General features: G+C 42.6%; 14 protein-coding genes and 1 tRNA gene (1 of these 15 running past the window's edge). 7 read left to right on the top strand and 8 right to left on the bottom strand.

Annotated elements, in window-relative coordinates; all coding sequences use genetic code 11:
• Positions 1–4: 4 nt before the first annotated feature.
• Entirely contained in the window at positions 5–187 is a 183-nt protein-coding gene (locus QSH61_RS15875) for a helix-turn-helix domain-containing protein (protein WP_010607231.1), read from the bottom strand.
• A gap of 197 nt (positions 188–384) precedes the next feature.
• Here QSH61_RS15875 and QSH61_RS15870 point away from each other — a divergent pair.
• Positions 385–459: transfer RNA gene (locus tag QSH61_RS15870), tRNA-Arg, on the top strand.
• 14 nt (positions 460–473) lie between these two features.
• Here the strand turns inward: QSH61_RS15870 and QSH61_RS15865 are convergent.
• Positions 474–1,439 carry a zinc transporter ZntB gene (locus QSH61_RS15865; protein ID WP_206473696.1) on the bottom strand — a complete coding sequence of 322 codons (966 nt, stop codon included), beginning with the start codon at positions 1,437–1,439 and terminating at the stop codon, positions 474–476.
• 283 nt (positions 1,440–1,722) lie between these two features.
• On the opposite strand from QSH61_RS15865, the gene QSH61_RS15860 reads away from it, so the two are divergent.
• The 3 genes from QSH61_RS15860 to QSH61_RS15850 are packed head-to-tail and all read left to right on the top strand — an operon-like array spanning position 1,723 to position 4,074.
• Positions 1,723–2,157, top strand: a complete 435-nt coding sequence (locus tag QSH61_RS15860) for an ATP-dependent zinc protease family protein (RefSeq protein WP_206473697.1) — start codon at positions 1,723–1,725, stop codon at positions 2,155–2,157.
• The gene (gene rimK / locus QSH61_RS15855; protein WP_010378991.1) at positions 2,154–3,059 is read left to right on the top strand and encodes a 30S ribosomal protein S6--L-glutamate ligase; all 906 of its coding nucleotides are present in this window, start codon (positions 2,154–2,156) and stop codon (positions 3,057–3,059) included. The genes QSH61_RS15860 and rimK overlap by 4 nt, the downstream gene beginning before the upstream one ends.
• Entirely contained in the window at positions 3,046–4,074 is a 1,029-nt protein-coding gene (locus QSH61_RS15850) for a succinylglutamate desuccinylase/aspartoacylase family protein (protein ID WP_102057526.1), read from the top strand. The genes rimK and QSH61_RS15850 overlap by 14 nt, the downstream gene beginning before the upstream one ends.
• On the opposite strand, the gene QSH61_RS15845 is transcribed toward QSH61_RS15850, so the two are convergent.
• From QSH61_RS15845 to recQ, 4 genes are all read right to left on the bottom strand, one after another.
• Entirely contained in the window at positions 4,064–4,627 is a 564-nt protein-coding gene (locus QSH61_RS15845; protein ID WP_010607234.1) for a mechanosensitive ion channel domain-containing protein, read from the bottom strand. The genes QSH61_RS15850 and QSH61_RS15845 overlap by 11 nt on opposite strands.
• A 58-nt stretch (positions 4,628–4,685) precedes the next feature.
• Positions 4,686–6,353 (bottom strand): POTRA domain-containing protein, encoded by a 1,668-nt coding sequence (locus tag QSH61_RS15840; RefSeq protein WP_130127004.1) that lies wholly within the window; start codon positions 6,351–6,353, stop codon positions 4,686–4,688.
• 151 nt (positions 6,354–6,504) lie between these two features.
• Entirely contained in the window at positions 6,505–6,792 is a 288-nt protein-coding gene (locus QSH61_RS15835) for a DUF3630 family protein (RefSeq protein ID WP_039493070.1), read from the bottom strand.
• Positions 6,792–8,615 carry a DNA helicase RecQ gene (gene recQ / locus QSH61_RS15830; protein WP_413782963.1) on the bottom strand — a complete coding sequence of 608 codons (1,824 nt, stop codon included), beginning with the start codon at positions 8,613–8,615 and terminating at the stop codon, positions 6,792–6,794. The genes QSH61_RS15835 and recQ overlap by 1 nt, the downstream gene beginning before the upstream one ends.
• A gap of 235 nt (positions 8,616–8,850) precedes the next feature.
• Between recQ and rarD the strand changes: the two genes are divergently transcribed.
• A complete protein-coding gene (gene rarD, locus QSH61_RS15825; protein WP_211200999.1) occupies positions 8,851–9,690 on the top strand; it encodes an EamA family transporter RarD in 840 nt (279 codons plus the stop codon).
• Here rarD and QSH61_RS15820 read toward each other — a convergent pair.
• The gene (locus tag QSH61_RS15820) at positions 9,679–10,914 is read right to left on the bottom strand and encodes a GGDEF domain-containing response regulator (protein ID WP_029215908.1); all 1,236 of its coding nucleotides are present in this window, start codon (positions 10,912–10,914) and stop codon (positions 9,679–9,681) included. The two genes, rarD and QSH61_RS15820, sit on opposite strands and share 12 nt — an antisense overlap.
• 229 nt (positions 10,915–11,143) lie before the next feature.
• The gene (gene maoP, locus QSH61_RS15815) at positions 11,144–11,515 is read right to left on the bottom strand and encodes a DUF413 domain-containing protein (RefSeq protein WP_010607241.1); all 372 of its coding nucleotides are present in this window, start codon (positions 11,513–11,515) and stop codon (positions 11,144–11,146) included.
• An 87-nt stretch (positions 11,516–11,602) separates the two neighbouring features.
• Between maoP and QSH61_RS15810 the strand changes: the two genes are divergently transcribed.
• A complete protein-coding gene (locus QSH61_RS15810; RefSeq protein ID WP_010607242.1) occupies positions 11,603–12,448 on the top strand; it encodes a LysR family transcriptional regulator in 846 nt (281 codons plus the stop codon).
• Positions 12,449–12,596: 148 nt separating this feature from the next.
• Positions 12,597–12,678, top strand: partial view of a porin gene (locus tag QSH61_RS15805; RefSeq protein ID WP_010607243.1) — the start only. 848 nt of this gene lie beyond the right edge of the window; 82 of the gene's 930 nt are visible here — the first part of the coding sequence; the start codon lies at positions 12,597–12,599; its stop codon lies beyond the right edge, outside the window.

Here is a 12,678-nt window from a genome sequence, read left to right as displayed (position 1 = left end):
TAGTTTAAATCCCACCCAGTCGCTGTGCTAACTCTTTGTATTTTTCAACATCTGCTTTGTCAAAGATAGGTTCGCCATTGGCATCTGTGTCTTTGGCGACTAGCAAGTTTTCTCGTGCGAGGCGTCTTACGCGCTCAACCTTTACGTCAAGAAACTCTGCAACTTGCTCTGTTGTCATCGGTGTCATATTTGGGATCCTCAATGATGTATCGCGATATTTCTGAACGGGCAGCAATATCAGTCTATTTTATTATTTTCAAAGCATAGTTGAATAACTGGTTTTTTGCCCAAAGTACAGCTTTTTTTAAAAAATAGGTTACTAATTAGTCATATAGCAAACATTGTCTGGCAATTGTCTGCACTTAGCATTATTATGTTGGCGACGCTCTCGTGGTGAAATGGATATCACGTAGCCCTCCGGAGGCTGAGTTCTAGGTTCGATCCCTAGCGAGAGCGCCAATGATTACTCCTACTTACAACCAGCCTTTGCGTTTAAAGTACACGCCAATACCGCCAGTTAGTACCACCAACATAATAACAAACAAGGCAAATGCGCCACCCCATTCTGTGCCTGGAATACCGCCAATATTCACTCCCAACAAACCTGTTAAAAACCCAAGTGGTAAGAATAACGCTGCAACGACGGACATCACGTACATTCTTTGGTTTAACTGTTCATTTTGATGGTTGGTGATCGCATTTTGGATAACTTGTGCACGTTCAATAGCTGCTTCTAATTCTTCAATATACCGACTTAAGGCATTGCTCGCCTCTTCAATCATATGTCGATGATCTTCATCTAGCCAAGCAATCTTCGCCAATAGTAGTTCGCTAATAGCAAGCTTTTGAGGCTTAAGATAGCGTTTTAAACCAATGGTTTGCCTTCTTAATGTTGAAAGTTGCTGATAGTTGGGCAGCTGCTCACTGCTTTCCATCGCGTCTTCAAACTCGTCAAGCTGCTCTTCTATTTGCCAGATGATGTCCTGCATTCGCACTGAAAGTCGCATTACCAATGTAGACAGTAACTCACCGATACTTTTTGCGCCCTGACCTTTTTTGAGTAATGCCAACATATCTTGGGCCGACATAATATGACGCTTACGGCAGGTGATAAGTAGTTTATCATTTGCAAAACAGCGAATAGAAACCATGTCTTCAGGGCTTTGCTTGGGGTTAAGGTTTACGCCGCGCAAGAAAACTAGCAAACCTTCGTCGCCATTAGCCGTTCTCGGACGAGTTTCATCTGCGGTTAGCGCTTCTCTTTCCCAGTCATCCAAAAACGTTTGTTGCTTCAGCCATTCGGTCGTTTCGTCGAAGCTGTAGTCAAAATGGAGCCAAAGTGGCTCCTTGTGAATTACGGGTTTTACTTCACTCAGATCGCAAAGTAGCCTACCGCCACCTTGACCGTCGAGCACAAACGCATGGAGTAATCCAGTCATAGCTAATTCCTATTAAAAAGTTCGTCCCAAGACTGACATAGATAATTTAATTTTCAAATTCATTTAGGTTCTAAAAACTTGGCGATGAAATAAATTGTTTGATTACTCTATTTTACTTTAGCTCAGTATAGGGCTTTACCTTGAAAAATGTGTAACTGGTGTTACTGTAAGTTAAGGTGCTTAGCTTAACAGAGCGTTTTTATCTTTAGGATAAATTTATTTTGTTTTTCAAGTGACTTGAATCAGCGTATAAGTCCGAACTCATTTTGTACGAGAGCATAATATGATCACAGTTGGTTGGAGAGAGTGGCTTTCCTTACCCGATTTAGGTATCGAAAAAATCAAAGCGAAAGTAGATACTGGAGCAAGAACATCATGTCTGCATGCCTTTAAGGTTGAGCCTTTCAAAACAGAACAAGATGAACTTTGGGTAAGGTTTTGGATTCATCCCAAACAAGACAATACTGACTATGAAGTCTGTAGTGAAGCAAAAGTAGTGGATGAGCGCGTTGTAACCGATTCGGGCGGTCATAAAGAACTACGTTATGTAATAGAAACAAGTTTAACTATCGGCAATCAGGCTTGGCCAATTGAAATCACACTAAGCGATAGAGAAACAATGAAATTTAGAATGTTACTGGGCCGCACGGCGATGCGAGGCCGCATCCTTGTTGATCCAGAACAGTCATACTTAAGTAATAAAACGGATAAATCATGAAAATTGGCATTCTTTCAAGGAATCAATCTTTATATTCAACACGTCGTTTAATTGAGGCGGCAGAGCAGCGTGGGCACGAAGTAGAGGTTATTGACGCGCTACGTTGTTATATGAATATCAATAGTAGTGAGCCTGAAATTCACTTTAAGGGTCAGCAGTTGAGCGGCTTTGATGCGATTGTCCCGCGAATTGGTGCCTCTGTGACGTTTTATGGTTGTGCGGTACTCAGACAGTTTGAAATGATGGGGGTGTACCCATTGAATGAGTCTGTTGCAATTACTCGCTCAAGAGATAAGTTGCGTTCATTACAGCTACTGTCAAGAAAAGGCGTAGGTATGCCAATCACAGGCTTTGCCAGTAAGCCTGATGACGTTAAAGACTTACTGGAAATGGTTGGTGGCACACCAGTTGTGATCAAGCTACTAGAAGGCACACAAGGTATTGGCGTGGTGTTAGCTGAGACACGTAAAGCGGCAGAAAGCGTTATCGAAGCATTTATGGGCTTAAAAGCCAACATTATGGTGCAAGAGTATATTAAAGAAGCTGGTGGTGCGGACATTCGCTGTTTCGTTATCGGCGACCGTGTTATTGCCGCGATGAAACGTCAAGCGCAAGAAGGTGAGTTCCGCTCAAATCTACATCGTGGTGGTTCAGCGACATTGGTAAAAATCACTCCAGAAGAGCGTCGCACTGCGATTGCTGCAGCAAAGGCCATGGGCCTAAATGTTGCTGGTGTTGACTTGTTACGTTCAGAGCGTGGGCCTTTGGTGATGGAAGTGAACTCTTCTCCAGGCCTTGAGGGTATCGAAAAGGCAACAGGTAAAGACATAGCTAGCCTGATTATCTCCTTTATCGAGAAGAATGCGGCGGCGAAAAGGACTGCTACACGTGGCAAAGGTTAAAATCAACCAACCCTTTACGTTATTAGATACACGAGTGGGTGTTGCTGAAAGGCAGACTGTCCAGTTGGAAGTGGCTAAGCTCTACACTCACACACCAATGACCATTCCGATTGAAGTCGTTAATGGCGCAGAGGCCGGACCGGTACTTTTGGTCTGTGCCGCAATTCATGGTGATGAATTGAATGGCGTAGAGGTTGTGCGTCAGCTATTAAGTACAGTCGATGCGGCAACGCTACGTGGCACCTTGATAGCGGTGCCTATCGTAAATATCTTTGGCTTTATTCATAAGTCTCGCTATTTACCTGATAGACGAGACCTAAATCGCTGTTTTCCAGGTTCTGAGCAAGGCTCGTTAGGGGCTCGAATGGCATCTATGTTTTTCGATTTGGTGGTAAAAAAATGCACACATATTATCGATTTACATACCGGCGCGATTCATCGCTCTAATTTACCGCAGATCCGTGGTGACTTGTCCTGCGAAATGACCAAAGAAATGGCCATGGCGTTTGGTACGCCGGTTGCGATAGATGCGCGACTGCGTAACGGCTCGTTGCGAAGTGAAGCGGCGGGATTGGACATTCCTGTTATCACTTATGAAGCGGGAGAAGCGTTGCGGTTTGACTCATTGGCCATTGCAGCTGGATTGCAAGGGGTTGAAAATGTCATGCGTAAACTCAGAATGCTGCGTGGGCGTCGAAGGAAACAACGTCATGACGCGGTTATCGCGGCAGCGACAAGTTGGGTGCGTGCGGACGTTGACGGTATTGTTCGAGCTCAAGTTAACTTGGGGGAACGCGTATCAAAAGGTCAAATCTTGGCTTATATAGACAGTCCATTAGGTCAAAGCGAAGAAGCAGTTATCGCACCTCGTAGTGGGATAGTGATTGGCCAACAAATGCTACCTTTGGTGAATGAGGGAGATGCAGTTTTTCACTTAGCTTACTTTGCACATGCAAATAGTATTGTTGAGCAACAGCTAGAAACCTTTATTGACGATATAGGCCCTATTTCTTAGGGCCTAATGTTCTTCTTGGTGTTGTAACCTGTTTAGGTTTAGTCGGTTCTTGACTAAGCACCATAACGGGGCGAGTGACAAACAAGTTATTAGGATATACGACCTTATGGCCGTCAACATGGCGTAGCACTACACTCATCAACCCCATCTCTACAATACAGCCTTCCACAAAGTTTGCACCGTCAACAATTCTTACCCAATTCCCAACGCGATAATCGTTTTGAATAAACATAAGTAAAAATGAAGTCAGATTGGAAAGTAATGACCAACCGGCAAACATGGCAACACCAAGCATCGCAAATAACGATGAACCAAGCACCAGTAAACCACGAAGTTCTATGCCCCAGAATACAAGCATAAAGCAGACGAATACAAAGGCAACAAGTACACGAACGAGTAAGTCGGCACGTTGTTTACGATGAGAGTCTATTTTTCCGCGTGTTACTTTTTCTAAGAGTTTGCAACATGCCTTCATTAATAGTGGGAAGGATAATAGCGCCACCAAAGTTACAATTAGCTTGTATTGACTGAGTGCGAAATCTAACAAATGCAAAATCGTATCCTAAGAAATTTTTTCTGCTTTATATCATGTTTATTGTTGTGCGACACCGTTAAAAGCGATTTTTTACCGTTAATAGCCACTGTACGCTATCGACGTTATCCGGGCCATTAATTGGTGCGGCTAAATCAATATGAACCATGATATCTGAATTGGCTCGGCTAGGTGCTAAACGCAAGCCAATACCGACATTTTTTAGGACTGATTCATCTGCTTCAATCGGCAGGTGAGAGTGGTACGCGCGCCCTACATCAAAAAAAGCTGCACCACCAATTTTGAATAAGCGCAGTAAGTCATATTCCCAGTAATAGCGTTTTTCGATATTGAGTAGCATACTGCGACTACCTTGCTGATATTTTATTGGGTATCCGCGAAGCCCGGTTTCGCCCCCTAACGTAATTTGATTATCAAAGGTCAGGTTATTCCCATAGGTATAGCTTGCGTTGATAAACCAAGACTCATACAAGCTGGTATTTAAATAGTATTGAAAGGTCGTTTTCGCTATTAGGTTTTCGGTTTTATCTGTGTCTTTGTTCCAGTTGCCACTGACATCAAAATAAAAACGCCACAAGCTGTGATCTGAGGTGTAGTGTGCCGTATTGGCAGAAAATGAATAGACAAGACGTTCAGTATCGTCACTCCAAGATTCGGCTGAATAGCCAAATAGAGCATTAATATTCCAACCTAAATTAAGATCCTCTGTACGATAAATCGAGTCGAAGTTGCGTACTTTTACATAGGAATCTTCAAACCACTGAGCTTGAACATAAGGGTAGGTGAGCGTTCTATCTTGTGCAATGGGTAAAGTGGTATCTGCTATCTCACGGAAGGTATGTTGCTCATGTCTAACGCCTGCGATGAGACGGCGAGTCCAACTGCCCGATAGCGCTTTTGAGTGTCCGAAGTAGACTTGCGTGACATCCGTGGATTGACTGAACTCTGAGATTGTTTCACCTTCAGAATATATGGGTTCTTCGCGTTTGTCGGAATAACTCGTAAAACCATAACTATATGGAGTATCGGTTGCAAAAAATGGATAGCTCACATCGATATAGTGGCGCTCACCATCGTCATTATCTGAATATTCTACGCGACCACGATATCTTGAGTTTAAAATATTAGGGTCATCATAGACAAACTGATAACCAGAGCGGTCGACCTCTTGTATGTGGGTAAAAGAAAGGCGCTTTCCCCAGCCAAATAAATTACTTTCTCTAAACCCAATTCGAGAAGTGTTTTCCCCACCACTACGACTAAAACTTAAATCGGGCAATAGTGTCCAAAGATCCCGCGTTACAACCGTAACTAAAATATCACCATCACAGTTTTCTACGGCATAGATACGTGCATCATATAGGTATGACTGATTGCGAAGGAGTCGTTCGGATTCACTGAGTTTTCTTGGGTTGTAAGCATCCCCTTCCTGAAATAGGAGCACGCTTTTTAATACTTCGGGCTTGGTTTGAATATGATAACGGTTGGCAAATCGGAATAGGGCATTGTCTTCTTCAGGTTTATCGGTATCGAAAACATTAAGTTGTTTTAGAGTGATAGCGACGACCTTTTTACCCTCTGCGGGCTCAGGATAGGCTTGTTTGCTGTCTAGCTGGCGTGAAAGGTTTTGGTCGCTTTGTGCTTCAACTCGGTTATTACCACAGCTATTAGCAAAATCAACAGCAGGCACTTTTTCAGCTTGCGCAGCTGCATTTAGGCTACACATTAGCACAATACTATTACACGAAATCCTCTTTACATTCATCACAGAGCCTTTAAGTCTAATATTCCTTTAGTATGGATTATATTGTTGCAGCTTGCTTTAGTTCTGCAACAAAAGTAATAATATTTATAGACTTAAAGAGCTTTATGTGGACTTAACGAGAAAGTTGTTGGCGTAGGAAAGGTAGGAGTTCTAAGGCATCAACGCCATCAGGAGCTATCCACACACTCTCACTGTAATGTTCAAAATTTAAATTAAAATTACAGCTTTTATATGAAAAACGCCACTGATGTCTATCCGCTCCAGCAGAGAATTCAATTAATTGAATCTCATCTTGATGTAAGAATATTTGCCCCCAAAGTTCAAATTCATCGTCTTGAGGTGTAATTTCACAGCTGACGATAATCACCTCGTGTGAATTATCCAAAGTGAGTGTAGTCATTATTCTCTTTCCAAATAATTGCGAATGAGCTGCATGAAAGGGGCACCGTACTTGCTGAGCTTAGTAAAACCGACACCAGATATTTGCAAAAACTCACTATCAGTTGTTGGCGTTCTTTGTGCCATTTCAGCCAACGTTCGGTCGTTAAATACAACATACGGTGGTACATCATCTTCATCTGCGAGCTGCTTTCTGAGTGCACGAAGCTTAGCAAATAGTTTCTTATCGTAATTAAACTGAGCCAGTTTATCTTGATAGACATGCTTTGCTACAAGTCTTGGTTCTGCGAGTTGTAGCACATATTCGCCGCGAAGTACGGCGCGGGCGGCTTCTGTTAATCTAAGCGTTGCGCCTTGAGTAATATCTTGACTCAATAAACCATGATGGATCAATTGACGTAAGATACTCAGCCAAAATTCATTGCTGTGCTCTTTCCCGATCCCATAGGTTGAGAGGGTATGGTGATTTTGTTCTCTGATCCTTGCGGTATTTGCCCCACGCAAAATATCCACAATGTAACTAATGCCAAAGCGTTGTTCTGCGCGGTATACGCACGATAACGCTTGTTGGGCAACTAATGTACCATCAAATTGTTTCGGTGGGTTAAGGCAAATATCACAGTTTCCGCATGCTTCACGTTGATATTCGCTGAAGTAATTGAGCAAAATTTGACGACGACAGGTTTGCGCTTCAGCAAAACTCGACATCGCCTGAAAGCGCTGCTCTTCGACCTTACGACGTTGCTCGTCTGGAATATCTTCAAAAAAGCGCCTAACGCGGGGAATATCCGCAGGATCAAAGTACATAACGGCTTCAGCTGCTAAGCTATCTCGCCCTGCACGGCCGGTTTCTTGATAATACGCTTCTACACTTTTAGGAATATCATAGTGAACCACAAATCGCACGTTGGGTTTATTGATCCCCATCCCAAAAGCAACGGTTGCAACTACGATTTGAATGTCATCTCGGGCGAAGCGGTTTTGTACAAACTGGCGCTGATCATTATCTAGACCTGCGTGATAACCTGCAGCATTGAACCCAGCATCAATCAGCTTTTCGGCAATATCATCAACACGTTTACGGCTACCACAGTAGATTATGCCACTTTGCCCCTTTTGCTCTTTTAAATAGCGGATCAACTGCGACAGGGGTTTGAACTTTTCTTCGATGGTGTAACGAATATTGGGTCTGTCAAAGCTACCGGTATAGATAAATGGTGCTTGCATACCTAATTGCTGGACAATATCTTTTCGTGTCGCTAAATCGGCCGTTGCGGTTAATGCCATCATCGGAACGGACGGAAAATGTTGGCGTAATTCTTTTAAACGAAAATAGTGCGGTCTAAAGTCATGTCCCCAATGAGATACACAATGGGCTTCATCAATGGCAAACAAACTGATGTTACAGTTGGATATGCGTTCAATAAAGTCTCGTTGTAAGGCCTTTTCTGGTGCAACGTACAGCAGCTTTAAACGGCCTTGGAAAAGCGCGTCATAGGTATCTCTTTGCTGCTCCCAAGCGACGCTGTTGTTGATATATTCAGCGGCTATGCCTTGTGCTTTTAACTGCGCGACCTGATCTTGCATTAATGAGATAAGTGGCGATATAACAATTGTCACGCCTGCAAATAATACTGCTGGGACTTGGTAACAGAGTGATTTACCGCCGCCGGTAGGCAGTAGTACAAGCGTATCCTGACCAGCTAAGCTAGACTGAATAATATCAAGCTGACCATCTCTAAACGTACTGTAGCCAAACACATCTTTCAGTACTGAATGAGGGTCGTTAATTGGGGTGCTTACGAGGGTATCCATCGGTGTCATTTTAGAGCTTTTTTTGAACCTTGTCTTTGCTTTTTATCTAATCTTAAGAGACTTGAATAAGTTTTGAGCACTTGTAGGCTTTAAACTTTGTGATTGTGAATTCATCGAACTTTCATCGCCGTGATTAGTAAAAATGAGTATAATGATTGACCTCTTAGTTGATCCCTCCAAAGGTTAAACGCCCGTGATTGAAGAACAAAAGAAAGGCCACTTACTCGCTGTACTCGCCTTTTTTATGTGGGGACTTGCACCCATCTATTTTAAGCAACTCGTCCATGTTGACGCGATTGAGATACTCATTCATCGCGTTGTGTGGTCTGTCTTTTTTATTGCACTAATTGTGCTGGCAAAGCAGCAATGGCCCAAAATTAAGGCCATATTGGCTAATCCTAAATTGCTGGCGATGTTGACACTCACTGCGTTGCTGTTGGGTTTTAACTGGGGTTTATTTATTTGGTCTGTTAATAACGGCTTTATGCTAGATGCGAGTTTGGGTTATTACATCAATCCATTACTTAACGTGCTATTGGGAATGTTATTCTTATCGGAAAGGTTGAGAACAGCGCAAAAGTTTGCTGTGTTATTAGCGATAGTGGGTGTGGTATTACAGTTAATCAGTTTTGGCTCATTCCCAGTCATTGCGTTTTCACTGGCAGGATCGTTTGCAATATATGGATTGTTGCGTAAGACCTTAGCGGTTGAGTCACTTCCTGGATTGCTGGTGGAAGCCCTTATTCTCACCCCAATTGCACTGGCTTATTGGTGGTGGGTTGAGCCCAGTGCCACAAGCAACCTTTGGAATAATGATTGGTACACCAACACGCTTTTGATAAGTGCGGGTGTGGTGACAACTTTGCCTTTGTTATGCTTTACCGCAGCAGCAAAACGGATACCCTACACGACACTTGGCTTTTTTCAATATATCGGGCCGAGCTTAATGTTCATATTGGCGGTACTCTTTTATGGGGAAGCCTTTGATGCAGAACGAGCAATAACGTTTGCCTTTATTTGGGGAGCGCTGGTGATGTTTAGCTTTGATTCTTATCGAGATAAAAGAAAGCGCTTAGTGAACTAAGCGGTTTCTTCCCGAAGCTTTCGCCTGATATAAACGCTCATCGGCTTGTTTTATCAGGCTTTCTATGTCCGTAGTCACCTGAGCGGCAAGTCCCATTGAAACAGTAAACGAGATCTGCTGTTCAGTCAGTTCGTTACTACTTTGCTCTAAATATTCCCTGAAGCACTCCAGTCTTTCTTTGCAATGTTCAGCCACCGTATCTTTAAAATATATCGCAAACTCTTCGCCGCCTAATCGAGCGACTAAATCATTGGGAAAGTATTGAGCAAACGCTTGGCCAATTGATTCAAGCACTGCATCGCCGCCTTCATGACCATATTTGTCATTTACTTGCTTAAAATGATCTATATCTATCATAGCGATCAGCCCGTAGAGCTCCTTTTTATGTCTTGCTTTTAGGCTTTTCTTTACGGTATCGAAAAAGTAGCGTCGATTTGGCAAGCTGGTTAGATAGTCTGTATTTGCTTGTCGGCGTATCGTTTGAATATGTTCTAGCATATCGACGTTCTGGCTAAGACGGCAGTAAAACTCTTCAGCGTTAAAGGGCTTTCTGAGGTAGTCATTAGCACCATTTTTCAAAAATCGTGTAGATAAATTTTCGGTTTCAACTCCAGATATACCAATTATCGCTTTATCATCATCAGTGTAGAGTCGCCTAATTTCGATACATAGCTCTTCGCCTCGCATATTTGGCATTTCATTGTCGGTAATGATCACTGAAATATCCGGGTTGTCTTTTAATACCGCGAGCGCTTCTATGCCATCACAGGCTTCTAGTACCTGATATTTATGGCGAGTGAGGAGTGCTGAGACATAGTGTCTCGACGAAATAGAGTCGTCCACAACCAGTACTCTGACATTTTCATTTCTTGGCAGGCGTTCTAATTGGCGACGTAAATAATGATAGGCTTGTTTATTTTCCTTGGTGATATAGTCGATGATGGGGTATTGCTCAACGATTGAGCGAGTCTGACTTTCAAGGTTACCAGTCATAACTATGGTAGGAATATCAGCTTTAACCGTGCAGGGAATAGCTTCTCCAAGCGGCGCATCTGGTAACACAAAGTCTACCACGGCACAAAAATAATCGTGCTGTGATAACAATGCTTTGGCTTCGGCCAAAGACTCTGCAATATCTACATGGTATCCCACAGTGGTCGCAATATGCTTTTGCACCTTCGCAATTGTGGGGGTGTCTTCAATGATTAAGATTTTCCGTAACACAACCTTCGCCAACCATTTCCTGTTTTACTAATTCTTAACCTAACTGCGCTTAATTGCAATGCTTGTGCTAATAAACAAGTAATGACTAAGAACAAAATACGAGACAGATAGAGGCTGATGAGGTAATCGAGATTGAAATGGGATTGATAATAGAAGTGCTTAGACGCCAACGACAGAAATAAAGCCACTCTGTTGGCGTCTAAGCTTGATAGGATTTAGACGATTTTGCTTATAGCTCGTCGTCAATATCTACCGGGATCACCACGCTACCGTCGTTTTGAACTTTAGAGCGTCCAAATAGCGTGTGAAACTTTGTCTTACACGTAGTATGCTTCAAATATTTGGTCCAAGCTTTTTCTACAGCGTTAGTTGGGGGGATTAACCCTTCCATCACCTGAACAAACTGAGATTGGAAACTGTTTTGAGGTTCTTCCGCTTTGCTGTATAAGCTTCTTAATGTGGCACCACAGCGTTCAAGAATTTCGGCTTCTTGTAGCGTGAAGTGACCACTGCGTCCGAATCCTCTAGGGAAGTTGGCGTCATCATAAAAGGCTCTGGGGCTTGCAAATGCATTTTTCAAAGTCGCTAAATTATGATCCATAACTGAGTCCTCTAAGATTATCTGGCTGGAGTATGGACCAAGTTTTATAATTTTTTAAACGAGTAATTTTTATCGTCAGGAAGAAAAATGGACATAGATCTATTAAAAACTTTTGTCGAAGTTGTCAAAACCCGTCACTTCGGTCGAGCGGCAGAAAATTTATACATCACTCAGTCAGCTGTAAGTTTTAGGATCCGCCAGCTTGAGCAAAGTTTAGGGGTGAATCTTTTTATTCGCCAGCGTAACAATATTCAGTTAACTGCGCCAGGTGAAAGGTTGTTACCACACGCTAAAATGATCTTAACTGGGATGCAGCGCGCCAAAGTCGATGTTGCATTGGCAAACAATATGCACAAGCAATTGTCATTGAGCGGCACGGCTAATATTTGGGACGCATTTTTACAATTCGGGATTAACCATATTGTATCCGCTATGCCCGGAGTATCGCTTGTTGCTGAAGTGAAAGCACAGCAAGAAAGCACGCGACTATTATTAGAGAGAACATTGGATCTCGCTGTTCTGTTCGATCCGCCAAAAGTGGATGAACTGGTTGTTAAGCCGATCAGCGATCTTGCTATTATTCCTGTAAGCACTTTTGATAACGCAACAAAGGAAGACTTTTTTGACAACCAGTATGTTTATGTTGATTGGGGAACTGCTTTTTCTCTATGGCATGCAAAACAGTTCACTGGCGCAACCCCTCCTTATTTTAGAACCAGCACCGGCAGAATAGCGCTTGATCTTATTCTTCAGTGTGGTGGCTCTGCATTTGTGCCAGAAGCGTTAGCGTTAGAGTCCATTGAGGCTGGAAGGTTGACTCAAGTTGATGAAGTAGAAAGTAACTCAAGAGAGATATTTGTGGCATACCACAAAGACAACGACCAATTAGAGCAAATAGAAACCATCGTAAATTTACTGGGGGCGGTGAAGTAATTCTTATAATGAATCTTTTGTGACGTATTTCTTAAGGTTGGGTGTCATTTTATTTTCAGAAATATTTTATGTGTAATATTTTTGTCATTTACCAGTGTCAAACTGCGCGTGTTTTGAAAATACGTGTTGCGATATTGAGGAAATACACATGAAACTAACTAAGACTGCTTTAGCGCTATCATTACTAAGTGCATTCACTTTTCAAGCAAACGCTGAAGTTGATGTTTATG

Source organism: Pseudoalteromonas sp. JC3, assembly GCF_030291895.1.
Classification (GTDB): domain Bacteria; phylum Pseudomonadota; class Gammaproteobacteria; order Enterobacterales; family Alteromonadaceae; genus Pseudoalteromonas.
The sequence above is the reverse complement of the archived record's forward strand: the minus strand, read 5'-3'. Positions and strand labels throughout refer to the sequence as shown.

Coding starts and splice junctions, on each gene's coding strand:
- QSH61_RS15875 (WP_010607231.1), bottom strand. CDS start 187: ATGACACCGATGACAACAGAGCAAGTTGCAGAGTTTCTTGACGTAAAG.
- QSH61_RS15865 (WP_206473696.1), bottom strand. CDS start 1,439: ATGACTGGATTACTCCATGCGTTTGTGCTCGACGGTCAAGGTGGCGGT.
- QSH61_RS15860 (WP_206473697.1), top strand. CDS start 1,723: ATGATCACAGTTGGTTGGAGAGAGTGGCTTTCCTTACCCGATTTAGGT.
- rimK (WP_010378991.1), top strand. CDS start 2,154: ATGAAAATTGGCATTCTTTCAAGGAATCAATCTTTATATTCAACACGT.
- QSH61_RS15840 (WP_130127004.1), bottom strand. CDS start 6,353: ATGTGTAGCCTAAATGCAGCTGCGCAAGCTGAAAAAGTGCCTGCTGTT.
- QSH61_RS15835 (WP_039493070.1), bottom strand. CDS start 6,792: ATGACTACACTCACTTTGGATAATTCACACGAGGTGATTATCGTCAGC.
- recQ (WP_413782963.1), bottom strand. CDS start 8,615: ATGACACCGATGGATACCCTCGTAAGCACCCCAATTAACGACCCTCAT.
- rarD (WP_211200999.1), top strand. CDS start 8,851: ATGTGGGGACTTGCACCCATCTATTTTAAGCAACTCGTCCATGTTGAC.
- maoP (WP_010607241.1), bottom strand. CDS start 11,515: ATGGATCATAATTTAGCGACTTTGAAAAATGCATTTGCAAGCCCCAGA.
- QSH61_RS15810 (WP_010607242.1), top strand. CDS start 11,603: ATGGACATAGATCTATTAAAAACTTTTGTCGAAGTTGTCAAAACCCGT.